Genomic DNA, 13,641 nt, shown 5'->3' with positions numbered 1-13,641 from the left:
GAGAGAGAAGGTCGATCGGGCGGTTTGGGAACCCTATTTTTCGGAAACCTCTACTGTGCCCCAGAGTCTTTCCTTCGACATCCTTTAAGAAATGACCGTTTTAGGAGCAGCGATATGCTGACATATCTTTTAGCATTGGCAGTGGGTCTTGGCAGTCTTGGGCTATACGGTGCATCGTTTGTTGTACCCGCGATCGCCCGCAAAAATGACATGATTTGGAGTGGGGTGGGGCTGTTCTATGCCCTGGTTCTCTGGGTCTGTGCGGGGCGAATTACGGGGGGCGTCTTGCTGGGCCAAATCGCTAGCGTTGCGCTGATCGGCTGGTTTGGTTGGCAAGCGATGCAGGCTCGCTGGGAGGACGTGCCGGAAGATCAACGGGCCAGTGCTGAAAAAGTGTCACAAATTCGCGATCGTATTCAGGGCTTAGTGGATCCTGAGAGCTTGAACAAATTGAAGGATCAAGCCCAGGGAGCCTTCAGCAAAGTGCAGGAAAAGGTTCAAGAAGTTGCCAGTAAGGTAGAGAGCGATAAAACGGATACTTCTAGCGAGGCTGCCCCTACGGTTGCAGAAAAACCCCTAACCCGAGAAGATTTTGCTAAGCCGCCGATCGTTCAAGACGCTTCCAATGGGCCGTCCAATCGCGAGGGAAAAGCTAGTTCATTTGGATCCATGCTAGACAAGGCAAAATCCTTTGCGGGAGGACTCAGCACACCGAAGAACAAGGAAACCTACGTGCGGAAGGATTTCCAGGAGAAGGAGCCCCCAGCAGCCGATGTGGATGATGACTTCGATTTTGGTGACGTGTCGGAAAAAGCGAGTGAAGCCGCTGAAACCGTCACGGACAGCCTCAAAGACGCCCAAAGCACCCTACAAGCAAAAGCCAGCGATACTGCTGAAACCGTCAAAGAGGTCGTGACGGAGAAAGTGGAGCAGGGGGCAACCACCGTTGAGGCGATTTCGGAAACCGTTTCAGAAAAAGTCGAGACAGTGGCTGAAGACATTACGGACGTTGTTGAAGATGCAAGTGAAGTGATTCAAGACAAGCTTGAGGAAGTGGCAGAAACTGCTCAAGCAGTCGAGGCTGAAGTAGTCGAAGAACAACCCAATCTGAACCGTCCAAAACCCCGTCCTCAAACTGATGCTTAATCTGTTGAGGCCGAATCCCTTAAGGTAAGGCCATACAGATCATTAGCCGCATAATTGAATTTACAGAAGAGCGCCGATCGAATCTAGTGAGATCGGCGCTCTTGTTGTCGGCACAGTGTGGAGTCAATGGTCAGACTTGACGCTTATTGGGCTGGACAATCCTGAGCCCGGAGGGAGTCAAAAATCATCGTGACGCGATCGACTGCCGCTACAAATCCCGATCGATCCATGGCATGCCACGCCTGATCCATTTCTTCGACTGCATCATGGAGAGCTTGATTATTTTCAATTTTGGCCGCATCAGACAGCGCATCCACCACCGATCGCAGGGCTTGGTCTTCCGGGCCATCTTGTTGGATTTCTACGCCAGATTCCATGGCATTAGAGAGTTCATCCAAGCTATTCGCCATTTCAACCAAATCATCACAGGCAAACTTTTCGGCTCGTGCAGGGCTGGCCAAGGGCACCAGCAGAGCACCCACCATCACCCCAGCGATAACCAATCTCGGCAAAACACGCATTGTCATAGAATTCCTTAAAGTGCGTTTTAAGGGATCTCAGTGAGAATGATCCCTACGGTTCTAAGGTGGTTATAGGTCAGGGAAGTGGGGCTAGTCACCCGTAGAACTGCTGTTTATTTTTTGCGATCGTAAAAGCTGAAGTAACGAATAAATGCCCGCCATAGCTCCTCAATATAATGATGACTGAGGCAACTGTTGTGCAGTCTGTGCGATCGTAGGAGATCCCCTGTGCAGGACTCAACTTCTAAACTGTATATAACTGGAGGGATGCCATGGTTGCAGCAAGAGAGAACGATCGGTACTTTACGCCGGAAGAATATTTCGCCTGGGAGGAGCAGCAGTTAGAGCGGCACGAGCTCATTGATGGCCGCGTTTATGCGATGACGGGTGGGACTCGCAATCATAGTGATATAGCGGGAAACTTTTTATCTATCATCAAACCCCATCTTCGGGGTAGCGGGTGTAAAACTTACAATTCTGATTGTCGAGTTAATATCCTCAATACCCCTAACTATATCTACCCTGATCTCAGTGTGACTTGTGACGATCGTGATAGAGAGAATGCCTTTTATATTACTTACCCCTGTTTAATTGTGGAGGTTTTATCAAGTAGTACTGAAGCATACGATCGAGGCAAAAAGTTTGAAAAGTATCGCCGCAACCCAAATTTAGTGGATTATGTTTTAGCAAGCTCAGAGGAAGTCGCAATCGATATTTACCATAAAAATGAGGCGGGAGATTGGTTGATTTTGAGCTCTCGATCGGGCGATCTCGTAGAGCTAAAAAGCATTGATTTAAGTTTACCGATCGAACAATTTTACGAGGAAATTGTGTTTGATATTCAGCATGAAGAAGCAATGTCTTAATGAATAGGTACAAGTTCTTTGGTTCTTTGGTTCTTTGGGAAGTCTTAGTGATTTTCAATTGTGCTTCTGCGCAGTCTGTGAAATTGCAGGAGATCCCCTGGGCAGGGCTCAACTTCTAAACTGTATATAACTGGAGGGATCCCATGGTTGCAGCAAGAGAGAACGATCGGTACTTTACGCCGGAAGAGTATTTCGCTTGGGAAGCGCAGCAGTTAGAGCGGCACGAACTCATTGATGGGCGCGTTTATGCGATGAGTGGCGGGACTCAAAATCATAGTGCGCTTAAGTTAAATATTGCTACTTTAGTCAAATCCCATTTGCGAGGCAGTCAGTGCAGTGTTTTTAATTCAGATTTAAAGGTTAACATTCTCAATACACCTAACTATACTTACCCTGATCTCAGTGTGACTTGTGACGATCGTGATAGAGAGAATGCCTTTTATATTACTTATCCCTGTTTAATTGTGGAGGTTTTATCAAGTAGTACTGAAGCATACGATCGAGGCAAAAAGTTTGAAAAGTATCGCCGCAACCCAAATTTAGTGGATTATGTTTTAGCAAGCTCAGAGGAAGTCGCAATCGATATTTACCATAAAAATGAGGCGGGAGATTGGTTGATTTTGAGCTCTCGATCGGGCGATCTCGTAGAGCTAAAAAGCATTGGTTTAAGTTTACCGATCGAACAATTTTACGAGGAAATTGTATTTGATAGTTCAGGTGTAAGTAATGGGTAATCTCTATTCTCAATTCCAATCGTTACAACTCCAGCGGGTTAGTGATGGCGCGATCGTGCCTGTGTTAGACGTGCCTGCATTAGAATCAGTGACTTCGCGGGTGTTGGTGCTCGTGTGGCCGCAGTTGGGGGATTTTGATAGCGTTGAATATGCGGGGTGGTTACAACGGGAACAGGAATTGTTCGTTCAACGGAAGATTGTCGTTCGTGCGATCGCGATCGGTGATCTTGAAGGTGGAAAACGCTTTTGTCATTACACAGGGTTTCCGGCTGAACAGTTGTTTCTCGATCCCGTTGCCTCCATTCATCAAGACCTGGGACTGTATCCAGGACTCACGTTGAAAATTCCAGGACTTTCTTCGGCGGGTAATGCTTGGGCAAACTTTTTGCTAATGTGCGCAGGCATTGGCAGTCCAGGGACGTTGCGAGAGGTGTTTCGTGGATATTTGGGCGATCGATCGGCTCCCCAGTTGATTGCGGATGATGAGGTGATTCATGCCAAACCATTGCCGCCCATTAGGGGACGTTTTTTCCAAACGGCGGGAGGCAGTGGGTTTCAGCGTCCCTTTGAACTGGCAACGGTGCGGCTAAAAAATATGGTAGAGGTATTGGGGCATTGGCAGACCTACGTTCCCGATGTGCAGTGGATTACGCAACGGGGAGGCACTTTTTTATTTGACAGCGATGGCACGTTGATTTACGAACACCGCGATCGGGGCATTCTCGGCTTTGCAGAAAATATGAGTCGGCCTTTATCATTTTTAGCGTCGTTAGACCTATAGAAAATTGGATCAATGGATCAATATTCTTACATTCCACTAAGCATTTCATAGAGTGTTAGAACGGATAGGAAGTCCAAGTCTCCTTTGCCTTGGGCTTGCAATGCATTCATTAATTCTGTGACTTGTGCGCTGCCCATGAGGGCTAGCTTTTCTTGCCGTGCTGTTTGCAGAACTAAATTCATGTCTTTGCGAAACAGATCGAGCTTGAAGCCAGGATTGAAATTACGATCGAGCATTTTTTGGCCGTGGACTTCCAGGACTCGACTTTGGGCAAACCCACCCAGCAGCGCCTCCCGGACTTTGGCGGGGTCTACGCCGGATTTCTGCGCTAGGGTGAATGCCTCGGCAACAGCCTGCACCGTGAGCGCCACCACGATTTGGTTGCAAGCCTTGGTGATTTGTCCCGCGCCCGCATCGCCAATCCGCACGATATTTTTGCCCAGAACTTGCAAAATTGGCAAAGCCCGATCGAAGGCCGCTTGATCACCCCCGACCATAATCGACAAGGTGCCCTGCTGCGCACCAATATCTCCCCCGGAAACTGGCGCATCCAACGCACTCACACCTTGGTCTTGTAAAGCAGTGTAGAGCTTGCGAGAGGTGGCTGCCGCGATCGTGGACATATCAATGTAGAGCATTCCCGATCGTACGCCGTGAATGATTCCCCGATCGCCTAGGACAACAGCCTCCACATCCGGCGAATCTGGTACACAGGTAATCACCACATCTACCTGTTCCGCAAGGTGTTGGGGGGATGAAGTGGCGATCGCACCTTCTGCAACCAATTCCGCGATCGGCTCTGGGCTGCGATTGTAGACCGCGACGGAGTAACCCGCTTTCAGCAAGTTGCGCGTCATCGGTTTGCCCATAATGCCTAAGCCAATAAAGCCAATCCGTTCCATCATTTGCTTGCGCCAAAGGTACAGCAATAGCCTATCGCAGAAATTAGAACGAAAGGGAGGGGAGAGTTGCTATTTCTCCAGAAAACTCGGCATCCAGGGTAAATCCGTTGAGCCGATGTCGTGGCCCAATTGGGTGAGGAGGGTTGTGACTTGACCGCGATGGTGGGTTTGATGATTAAAAAAATGGGTGACCAAAATCCAAACCGTATGAGATCGTACCTGACCATCTATCGCACTCCGCCAAGCGACCGTACTATTGAGCCATTCCGGGGTTAAGCAACTGGCCCAAGCCAAAATCGTCCGATCGGTAAGCCTACGCTGTTCCTGAAGGTCAGCAAAATTGGGATAGAGCAACTCCCCCAGCTTAACCGTTGGTGGCGCTGCCTCAGCTAGGCGAGAGAGCCACATTCGATCGCCCCACAAAATATGATCTAACGTGCCGTGGATTGATTTGAAAAATACACCTCGATCGGCATTGCGATCGGAATCAGAAATGGACTCACAAGCGCTATAAATCTTTTGGTTCATCCATTGGTTATACTCCGCCATCGTAGTGTAGTAAGTTCTATCCATAATGCATTCTCAGAAACAGAAAAACACAACTGACCCATAATCAAGAATCACAAGCTGTCCAATCATGAACTGTAATGGGCTTTCACCTGAATCACTAACCCCTGTTCATTCAATACCATCAACTCTGCAGCTGATAGTTGATTCACACTCCGGTAATACAGCACGATGCTATCTAAACCCAACAAAGTTTGGATTGGCTCAAAATGGAGATCGGGGTAAGCTTGTAACCCCTTGTCAAAATAAGCTCTCAGCGCTTCCTTGCCGACAATCTTTCCCGATGGATCGCCCAATAGCTTTGTGATAAACGGAGATTGAAATTCCACGTCCTCCGCATAGTGGGACAAAATTGCATCTAAATCGTGGTTATTCCATGCCTTGAACCATTCCTGAGCTAATTGGCTTGCCATTGCATGATCCATAGATATTCTCAATCCTTTGAATGCCTAATGACGGTGCTATAAGTGATGTTGATCCAGCCAGATTTGAATTTCCCGTGACGAACTAAAAGAACTGACCTTCCGATCGACGGGATCATACAATTCAAAATAGCGATCGCCGGATGAATTTTGCTTCTTTGCCACTTGAGGACTGCGATCGCCTTCCAGCGATCGACGTAGGCTTAACCAAATCTGCTTGAGATGCATGGGTCACCTCCTAACGGTTGCCCCGATCATGACAAATTTTTCAGCCGCCAAACAGATGCAGTTTTGCTAAATTGTAATGGGTACAGTTCAGAAAAAATAAACTGTACTGGTTGAAAATCGCTGCAACTGTGTCGTTAACTCAGTGGTGATATGCGGTTAACTGCAATTAACAGCGCGGTTAACGGCGCTAATTAACGACGCTGTTCATCAGTCCCCTGGGAGGAACCCCGCCCCATGAACCTGCAACTGATTGCCCCTTCCGCCACCAAAACGTTGTACGAACAAGTCGCCCAGCGCATCCAGGACTTAATTACCGAAGGCACCCTACAACCCGGCGATCGCCTCCCCTCCGTCCGCAAACTGCATCGGCAACTGTCCGTCAGCATTTCCACCGTGCTAGAAGCCTATCGGTTACTGGAAGATCAGGGTTGGATTCTGGCACGGCCCCAGTCCGGATACTTCGTCAAGCGATCGCCCCTCACCGTCCCCGCAGAACCCGACGCGATCGCCCAACCGAAAGACATCGCTCCTGTCAAAATTTCCCTGGCCTTTCGCATCAGTGCCACCCTGCGCGATCCACAAAATGTCACCTTGGGAGCCGCCGTTCCCTGCTTGGATTTACTGCCGACTCCGGCCATTAACCGCTTGATGGGGCAGGTGCTACGGGCCAATTCCACGATCTCCCATGGTTACGGGCAGCCCGATGGTCGGCCAGAACTGCGGCAAGCGATCGCCCGTCGGTTGCTCAATGCAGGCTGTTCCCTAACGCCAGAGGATGTGATTATTACCAATGGCACCGCTGAGGCGTTGTACCTGTCCCTACGGGCAGTAACCCAACCAGGCGATACCGTTGCGATCGAATCTCCCACCTACTACGGTTTACTAGAAATCCTGGAATCCCTACACCTGCGCGCCTTGGAAATCCCGACCCATCCCAAGGAAGGCATTTCTCTAACACATTTGGAAACGGCATTGCAACAGAAACAAATTGCCACCTGCGCGATCGTGTCCAACTTCAGCAATCCCCTTGGCAGTTGCATGAACGATAGTCAGAAAAAGCAATTACTGGATTTATTTAATCGCTACAACATTCCGTTAATTGAAGATGATGTCTACGGCGATCTGGCCTTTGATGGAATCCGTCCCAAAGCCATTAAAGCCTTTGATACAGAAAATCGCGTCCTCTACTGCGCCTCCGCCAGCAAAACCATGTCCCCCGGCCTGCGAATTGGCTGGGTGGTTCCGGGGCACTACCACTTGCAAATCGCCCAACTCAAAATGGCCATGAACTGGACGACGGCCATCCCCCCGCAACTGGCGATCGCGGCATTTTTAGCCAACGGGGGCTACGATCGGCACCTACGACAAATGCAACGCACCTACCAACAGCAAGTTGCGCGGATGACCCAAGCGATTTGTGATTATTTTCCCGCTGGCACGAAGGTTACCCGTCCTAAGGGAGGCTATGTTCTCTGGCTAGAGTTACCCCCTGTATTTGACACTATGCAATTATTTGAAGATGCTCTGAGCCATCACATTAGCATTGCCCCAGGTAACCTATTTTCGCCCACGGGGCATTTCCAAAACTGTCTCCGGCTCAGTTGCGCGTCTCCTTGGTCGGAGACAATCGATCGAGCCATGCAAACGTTGGGGCAACTGACTCAGCAACAAGTTAAGTGACGGAACGTTGAACTCTACGGAAGTGGTGACTAAACCAAATGAGTCGGTTGCTGCTCTAGCCTACCAAGATTAATACTTTCCGGTTGCAGCGGCAGGAACACCGTAAAAATTTCCCCCTGGTGGGCGGATTTTTCCTTCACCGTCAGCTTGCCACCGAGGGCCTGGAATAGATTTTTCGTCACAGTCAGATTCAGACTTAAAACCCCGGTTTCCGGCTGGAAGGTCAGCATTTGCCCCAGCGACTTGAGCAACGGTTGGTAGGGACAACTGGATTCATTCGCAATGGTTTCCACCTGCAACTTCAGTTGATCGCCCGCCAAACCAACTTCAATTTGAATCCGACTCCCCGAGGGCAGGCTACGCGCCGATCGCTCAATCAAGCTGGTCAGCGCCTGATCTAACATGCTTGGATCACTCACCACATGGGGCATGGTATTAGGCAAGCCAACCTCCAAGGCCAATCCCCGCTGTTGGGCTTGCTTTTGCCAACGGGGAATACTCTGGTTAAACACCTGCGTCAGACAGGTGGGCGTCAGAGAAACACCTTTGTTATTCGAGGTTTCCAATTCCACCGCCCGGAAAATCAGGCCAAAGCGATCGATCTGTTCACTGCATTCCCGATCGATCACTTCCAGCCGCTTCAGCGCATCCGGCACCATGTCCTTGCGCTTCATCAGTAACCGAGTCAGGGTACGAATGGTCGTCAACGGCGTGCGAACCTCATGGGCGATCGCCTGCAACAACTCCACATCCAAGCTCGATGTCGCCAAACTAGCCGCTGCCAAATGGGCCGAGGGCGAGAAATCAGCGGGAACTTCAGGGTGCTGGAGTGGGGAGAGCCCCTGGGAGCCCGCTCCGTGGGTGTAGGAAATTTCGCAGGGCAACTGGGCCAGTAAGCGATGGCTAAACTGGGTCACGGTTTTGTAGTGGGGAATGACCGTAGGGAACTGCTCCATCAGGTCATCCCAAGTTTTCACCTGGGAGGGACTCAGCATCACCACCCGCAGGCGCAGAATTTGACAAGCCCGTTCTACCTGCTCCGGCTCAAAGGAAAACCAAAAGCCCGGTGTGCCTTCCGGGGTTTCACCCAGTACCATCACCAAGCTAAATTTCGACGTTAGTGCAATGCAGAATTGCTCAGCAGCCAACGGGTCACCGGGTAGGAGGGGTAGCGGCGTACTCGTATTTTGCGCTGGAGCTTCACCCGTTTCGCAGGGAGGAAGTTGGAAAAAGTTCGCGATCGTTGCCAGAGAAGTATCGGCGGTAAATGTCCAACTGCGATAGCGATCGAGTAATTCCGATTGGCTTAAAACCGGAAATGGCCCCGATAAAACTAAACCTTGAGGGATATTCCATGCATCGGAATCGCTGGAATCAGGATGATTCAGCTCGCCCGTTTGCTGCAACATAGCTTCTAGTGCAGCGATCGCCGCTGCCCAGGATTTCTCAGCTTTGACACGCTGGGTGGCCACTGAGCCAGAGGAAGTGACAAATTCATCTTCCCCTTGGCCCAGCATTAGCACGTAACTCAATGTTGGTAAAATCCACTCACCCATAACCAAAGTTCGATCGCGAGGTTGCTAACAAGTCTGTATCGCTGGTCGTATTACGAGAGTACCCTGATTGCAAAATCAGTAATGGTGTGGAACCGAACCGAATCATGGCGCAATACCCGCTACCATAGCAAAACCCGTCCTGTCTTTTGGGATTCAAGGACGGGTTCGCCGATGTGGCGTTGCCGATGCAGTTTTTAGGAATGTACCAGTCCAGCTTTGGCCTGTTCTGCAACTTGGGGAACCGCATCCTGGGCTAGGGACGCGAGGAGGGTTTGGGCTTCGGGGCTGGTGTAGTGGGCCAGGGCCAGGGCCACCCGATAACGCACCTGCCAGTCAGCATTTTGCACAAACGGAGCCAGCAGCCCGATCGCTCGATCGTCCTTGATTTCGCCCAGTGCGCCAATGGCAGACATTGCTAAGAGTTCATTGCCGGACTGTAGGGCATCTTCCAACAGTTCGAAAGCACGGGGATCTCCAAATTCTCCCAACGGCGCGATAATGCTGAGCTGAACGATCCATTCCTGAGTCGTTTCGTAGAGGGCTTTCAGTTCGTCGAAGGCTTCGGTCAGTTGTAAAGCCCCGATCGCATCCGCCGCCGCCGCTTGCACATCCGGTTCTTTATCTTTCAGTCCAACTCGCAACAAAGCAAGGGTACGATCGCGATCCTGAGTACCCAGCGTTGCCAATTGGGAGACTGCTGCATATCGCACCCGAACGTTCTTATCCTGAACCGCAGGCTGAATTAGCTCAAATCCAACCGCAGGATCCAGTCCTCGGAGTTGGTTGAGTCCCTGTAGGCGATCGCCGAAATCAGAGGAGTTGAGAAGTTCTTTTACCGATTCCGCATCAACGCTCATGCTTTTCTCAGTGTCTTGTTATCTGGGTTGGTCAATATGCTCCCTATTTTCGCACCTAATGATCCCCACCCAAAACACAGATTCTACTCCCAGCACGTTGTGATCGACCTAGCTCGATTTAAACGGTCGTAACCGCCAGTTCTTGCGCCATGGTGCGCAGAATATCACCCTGGGTCAAGATCCCCGTTAAGCGCCCTGTGGAATCAACGACGGGCAAGCGATGGATATGCCGATCGTGCATCAACCGGGCTGCATCTGCGACGGATTGACTTTCCTGAATCACGATCGGGTGGGGGGTCATTACTTCCACCACAGTCACGCCTAAGGCCCGGTGTAAGTCCCGTTCATAGGTCGCTGGATTTTTGAGATAAATGATGCTGTCCAGGATCATGACGTAGGGAGGAGGCGTCACCCCCGTTTCCTGCCACATCAAATCAGTTTCTGACACAAGGCCCACCAATTTTCCAGAGTCATCCACCACAGGCATCCCGCTGATTCGGTTTTCGGCCATGGTGTGAATCACCTGCTTGAGTGGCGTTGTGGGATGGGCCGTGATGGGATTACGGGTCATGACATCGGCAACCATTTTCCGAATCATAGGAATCTCCCTCATGTGAAATGATGAAATGGGCTCAATCAAAATAAAATTGCAGCAGAGAAAAGACGAGACCAGTCACCCCAGGAAAAGGTCTCCAGAAACACGTCTCCAGAAACATGTCCCCAGAAAATATTTTCAGAAAAAGCTCGAAGGGATCAAAAAAGAGGTGGAGAGCATCGGTTCAATCGAAAATTCAATCGCAGAATCAACGATCGAGTACAGGGGTGGAATATCTTTATTATCCTTACCGATGGCCCATTTGACCGTTGATCTACACAGGATTTAATGATTGAGAGAGGTTGAATGATTGAGAGAGGTTGAATGATTAGATTCAGACTCGATGCAGGATGCTTGAAATATTAATTAATTCTGAATTTTTAAAGCCGTTAGGCAAACCAAATAACGATGATGAAATCATTGAATGTAGCCCGATCGAACCATCCGATCGGCAATTTAATTGAGATTTTATCTGGTTTACTCTAAAGATCCTCAAATTGTTAATTGATGCATTTCTTACATTAATTCAATTTTCTTAACTCTAGAATAGTTTTTTGATTGTTGTTTCTAAATTTAGAATGCAATTTTAAGCACACCTCCTTATTGCATTAAATCAACACTAAAAATATTTTATTAACGCTAAATAGATGGCCCTAGAAACATTTCGAGGTAATAGAATCTCGATAAAAAGCCTCTTCTAGACAATCCTAGAAGAGGCTTCAGGGGTTAAAAATTGTGTGTCAGAATAGCAAAGAACGATGCAGAAGAAAAAGAATGTACAAGAGTTACGGTTTAGCCAAGAGTTACAGTTTAACCAACGAATTTTGCTGACTCGCGATCTAATGACTCGTGATCAATGACTTGTGATCAATGACTTGTGACACCTCATTATTCATGACTAGTTATTGATGACTAATGAGGCATGACTGACTAATACAGGTCAACCACTGTACAACTACTGTGCAACTACTGTGCAACTACTGTGCAACCACTGTGCAACGGCTGTTTCGAGTTCACAGCATTCGAATGGGTAGCATTAATTATTCACCACATCCTGGCTCGCCAGCGTTTGCCGAGGGAGCGTAATCACGTAGCGATGACCCGGATCGGAGCCCTGAATCAACAGTTGGCCGCCATGGATTTCTGCCAGTTGACGGCTCAGGCGCAAGCCTAAATTAGCACTGCTGTCGATCGCATCTCGCTTGGGCTGGGCAGGTGCATTGATGACAGCTGTTTTGCCATTCGTAAACACGCCAGCTTCTGAATAATCGTTGCCATTCAGGCTATTACTCGCATTGCTGTTATAGAAATCACCAAGGGGTAAGCCTTCACCCAGGCAAGGGTGGGATACCCAAATGGTCAGCTTTAGCCCATTACTCTTGTTCGAAACATGCAGCCGCACAATACTGCCAGCATTGGACGACTGAATAATGCTGAACATCAAATGGTAGAGCATTTGACGAATTTTTTCTTTGTCCAGCATCCAAATGCGATTTCCGGGTTCCACGGAGAGACGAATTTGTTGCTCTCGGCGATTGGCGGCCTGCTCCAGCGTACTAATCGACTGCTGGCAGAGCATTTCAATGTCCACTGATGATAGGTTGAGTTGATGGGAGCGATCGTCGAGTTCCGAAAGCTCCAGAATTTCCTTCACTAAAGACAGAAGGTACTGTCCACTGTGGTGAATGATATCGAGATATTCCCGTTGTTTGCCCGTTAAGGGGCCATAAATTTCTCGGGTCAGCACACTCGCCATTCCCATCACCGATGTGAGCGGGGTTCGTAACTCCTGGGTCAATTGGGCTAAGAGCTCAAACTTGAGCGAGTTAGGGGCGTGATTGGGGTGGACAACAAGGGAAGAGAGACTGGCCGATGGAGAAGAAGTTTGTTGAATGCATTGAAGGCGCTCATACTCACTCATACTGAGCCGAGCAATGAGGGTCAAAAATTCGACATCCTTTTGGGTAAATTCCCGAGGACGGAGATCCATGACTGAAAGCACGCCAATGCATTGACCTGCTGCCGTAATCAGGGGAACCCCGAGGTAAGAACGGAGGCCGTACTGCTGGCTGAAGGAGCTACTGCTAAAGGCTGGGTGGTTGAGCGTATCTGGAATCACCAGGCTCTGGCTACTATCCGTCACGTAAATCCCGAAGGACTCGTCCAAGGAAAGTTCTCGCTGGATAGATAACGGATTCATCAAACCTAGTCTCGATAGGCCGATCGCCGCTTTCATCCGTTCCCGATCTGCGTCCATCACACTTAGCCAACAAATGGGCGCATCCACAAAATTGGCTGCCGTTTGGACGGCTTCTTCAAATACTGGAACTGTTTCGGTCTCAAGTAATCCTAATTCCGTCAAGACTAACTGACGCTGTTGCGTTCTTGCAATCGCTGTCATACCATCGAGACGACAATATAGCCGACTTTCAGGACACACCATCCTAACCCCGCTCTAACCTAATTTAAGACTCATGGAATGATCTGGTTGCGACGGGCTATATAGAGCACCGTAGTTAACCATCCCCATCATTCCCGCCTTGTCTTTGGGATCAACGATGAAATAGGTAGCGAGTTTACTGAAGTTTTACACCGTTTGGGTGAGACTGCGATCGATTCTCGGAAAGATTACTGAGAATTCCTAGGAATTTGGTAACTTTAGACAACCTGTAACTACTCAGGCTTAAAAAAATAAAGAGTTTTACCAAGAATCGTGAAAAAGCAGGTAATTTAGCATCATATTAGGGATTAGAGATTGAATCAGTGAGAGAACCAGGGCTTCAACC

At 49.2% G+C, this 13,641-nt stretch carries 14 protein-coding genes; 5 read left to right on the top strand and 9 right to left on the bottom strand.

The features are described from left to right. The first annotated feature begins 114 nt into the window (after positions 1–114). Positions 115–1,146, top strand: a complete 1,032-nt coding sequence (locus ACN4EG_RS13205) for a Ycf66 family protein (protein ID WP_431630029.1) — start codon at positions 115–117, stop codon at positions 1,144–1,146. Between the two features lie 143 nt (positions 1,147–1,289). Here the strand turns inward: ACN4EG_RS13205 and ACN4EG_RS13200 are convergent, their stop codons facing one another. After that, a complete protein-coding gene (locus tag ACN4EG_RS13200) occupies positions 1,290–1,673 on the bottom strand; it encodes a hypothetical protein (RefSeq protein WP_431630028.1) in 384 nt (127 codons plus the stop codon). Between the two features lie 266 nt (positions 1,674–1,939). Between ACN4EG_RS13200 and ACN4EG_RS13195 the strand changes: the two genes are divergently transcribed. The 3 genes from ACN4EG_RS13195 to ACN4EG_RS13185 all read left to right on the top strand — a co-directional run bounded on the left by ACN4EG_RS13195 (position 1,940) and on the right by ACN4EG_RS13185 (position 4,048). Continuing rightward, complete coding sequence (locus tag ACN4EG_RS13195; protein ID WP_431630027.1) at positions 1,940–2,533, top strand: Uma2 family endonuclease; 594 nt, start codon at positions 1,940–1,942, stop codon at positions 2,531–2,533. A 143-nt stretch (positions 2,534–2,676) separates the two neighbouring features. Beyond that, positions 2,677–3,267, top strand: a complete 591-nt coding sequence (locus tag ACN4EG_RS13190) for a Uma2 family endonuclease (RefSeq protein ID WP_431630026.1) — start codon at positions 2,677–2,679, stop codon at positions 3,265–3,267. Continuing rightward, positions 3,260–4,048 carry a peroxiredoxin-like family protein gene (locus ACN4EG_RS13185; RefSeq protein WP_431630025.1) on the top strand — a complete coding sequence of 263 codons (789 nt, stop codon included), beginning with the start codon at positions 3,260–3,262 and terminating at the stop codon, positions 4,046–4,048. Before ACN4EG_RS13190 ends, ACN4EG_RS13185 begins: the two co-directional genes overlap by 8 nt. Before the next feature lie 26 nt (positions 4,049–4,074). Here the strand turns inward: ACN4EG_RS13185 and ACN4EG_RS13180 are convergent, their stop codons facing one another. The 4 genes from ACN4EG_RS13180 to ACN4EG_RS13165 all read right to left on the bottom strand — a co-directional run bounded on the left by ACN4EG_RS13180 (position 4,075) and on the right by ACN4EG_RS13165 (position 6,167). Further along, positions 4,075–4,977, bottom strand: coding sequence for a 2-hydroxy-3-oxopropionate reductase (locus tag ACN4EG_RS13180; RefSeq protein ID WP_431630023.1), 903 nt, complete (start codon positions 4,975–4,977; stop codon positions 4,075–4,077). 42 nt (positions 4,978–5,019) lie between these two features. After that, positions 5,020–5,523 carry a DinB family protein gene (locus ACN4EG_RS13175; protein ID WP_431630021.1) on the bottom strand — a complete coding sequence of 168 codons (504 nt, stop codon included), beginning with the start codon at positions 5,521–5,523 and terminating at the stop codon, positions 5,020–5,022. A 62-nt stretch (positions 5,524–5,585) separates the two neighbouring features. Next, complete coding sequence (locus tag ACN4EG_RS13170) at positions 5,586–5,942, bottom strand: nuclear transport factor 2 family protein (protein ID WP_431630020.1); 357 nt, start codon at positions 5,940–5,942, stop codon at positions 5,586–5,588. A gap of 36 nt (positions 5,943–5,978) precedes the next feature. After that, entirely contained in the window at positions 5,979–6,167 is a 189-nt protein-coding gene (locus ACN4EG_RS13165; RefSeq protein WP_431630019.1) for a hypothetical protein, read from the bottom strand. A 234-nt stretch (positions 6,168–6,401) separates the two neighbouring features. On the opposite strand from ACN4EG_RS13165, the gene ACN4EG_RS13160 reads away from it, so the two are divergent. Beyond that, the gene (locus ACN4EG_RS13160; RefSeq protein WP_431630018.1) at positions 6,402–7,847 is read left to right on the top strand and encodes an aminotransferase-like domain-containing protein; all 1,446 of its coding nucleotides are present in this window, start codon (positions 6,402–6,404) and stop codon (positions 7,845–7,847) included. A gap of 29 nt (positions 7,848–7,876) precedes the next feature. On the opposite strand, the gene ACN4EG_RS13155 is transcribed toward ACN4EG_RS13160, so the two are convergent. The 4 genes from ACN4EG_RS13155 to ACN4EG_RS13140 form a co-directional block, all read right to left on the bottom strand. Further along, positions 7,877–9,403 (bottom strand): sensor histidine kinase, encoded by a 1,527-nt coding sequence (locus ACN4EG_RS13155; RefSeq protein WP_431630017.1) that lies wholly within the window; start codon positions 9,401–9,403, stop codon positions 7,877–7,879. Between the two features lie 194 nt (positions 9,404–9,597). After that, positions 9,598–10,260, bottom strand: a complete 663-nt coding sequence (nblB, locus tag ACN4EG_RS13150; protein WP_431630015.1) for a phycobilisome degradation protein NblB — start codon at positions 10,258–10,260, stop codon at positions 9,598–9,600. Between the two features lie 118 nt (positions 10,261–10,378). Further along, positions 10,379–10,858 carry a CBS domain-containing protein gene (locus ACN4EG_RS13145; RefSeq protein WP_431630014.1) on the bottom strand — a complete coding sequence of 160 codons (480 nt, stop codon included), beginning with the start codon at positions 10,856–10,858 and terminating at the stop codon, positions 10,379–10,381. Positions 10,859–11,891: 1,033 nt separating this feature from the next. After that, on the bottom strand, positions 11,892–13,256 hold the full coding sequence (locus ACN4EG_RS13140; protein WP_431630013.1) for a GAF domain-containing sensor histidine kinase: 1,365 nt from the start codon (positions 13,254–13,256) through the stop codon (positions 11,892–11,894). Positions 13,257–13,641 lie beyond the last annotated feature (385 nt).

Origin of the sequence: Alkalinema pantanalense CENA528 (assembly GCF_050753345.1) — a bacterium.
GTDB classification, from domain to species: Bacteria; Cyanobacteriota; Cyanobacteriia; order Leptolyngbyales; family Leptolyngbyaceae; genus Alkalinema; species Alkalinema pantanalense.
This window is presented reverse-complemented; position numbering and strand designations above follow the sequence as displayed.

What these genes read in the sequence shown, in the direction of transcription:
- ACN4EG_RS13205 (WP_431630029.1), top strand. Translation starts at nt 115, where the DNA reads ATGCTGACATATCTTTTAGCATTGGCAGTGGGTCTTGGCAGTCTTGGG.
- ACN4EG_RS13200 (WP_431630028.1), bottom strand. Translation starts at nt 1,673, where the DNA reads ATGACAATGCGTGTTTTGCCGAGATTGGTTATCGCTGGGGTGATGGTG.
- ACN4EG_RS13195 (WP_431630027.1), top strand. Translation starts at nt 1,940, where the DNA reads ATGGTTGCAGCAAGAGAGAACGATCGGTACTTTACGCCGGAAGAATAT.
- ACN4EG_RS13190 (WP_431630026.1), top strand. Translation starts at nt 2,677, where the DNA reads ATGGTTGCAGCAAGAGAGAACGATCGGTACTTTACGCCGGAAGAGTAT.
- ACN4EG_RS13185 (WP_431630025.1), top strand. Translation starts at nt 3,260, where the DNA reads ATGGGTAATCTCTATTCTCAATTCCAATCGTTACAACTCCAGCGGGTT.
- ACN4EG_RS13175 (WP_431630021.1), bottom strand. Translation starts at nt 5,523, where the DNA reads ATGGATAGAACTTACTACACTACGATGGCGGAGTATAACCAATGGATG.
- ACN4EG_RS13170 (WP_431630020.1), bottom strand. Translation starts at nt 5,942, where the DNA reads ATGGATCATGCAATGGCAAGCCAATTAGCTCAGGAATGGTTCAAGGCA.
- ACN4EG_RS13165 (WP_431630019.1), bottom strand. Translation starts at nt 6,167, where the DNA reads ATGCATCTCAAGCAGATTTGGTTAAGCCTACGTCGATCGCTGGAAGGC.
- ACN4EG_RS13160 (WP_431630018.1), top strand. Translation starts at nt 6,402, where the DNA reads ATGAACCTGCAACTGATTGCCCCTTCCGCCACCAAAACGTTGTACGAA.
- ACN4EG_RS13155 (WP_431630017.1), bottom strand. Translation starts at nt 9,403, where the DNA reads ATGGGTGAGTGGATTTTACCAACATTGAGTTACGTGCTAATGCTGGGC.
- nblB (WP_431630015.1), bottom strand. Translation starts at nt 10,260, where the DNA reads ATGAGCGTTGATGCGGAATCGGTAAAAGAACTTCTCAACTCCTCTGAT.
- ACN4EG_RS13145 (WP_431630014.1), bottom strand. Translation starts at nt 10,858, where the DNA reads ATGATTCGGAAAATGGTTGCCGATGTCATGACCCGTAATCCCATCACG.
- ACN4EG_RS13140 (WP_431630013.1), bottom strand. Translation starts at nt 13,256, where the DNA reads ATGACAGCGATTGCAAGAACGCAACAGCGTCAGTTAGTCTTGACGGAA.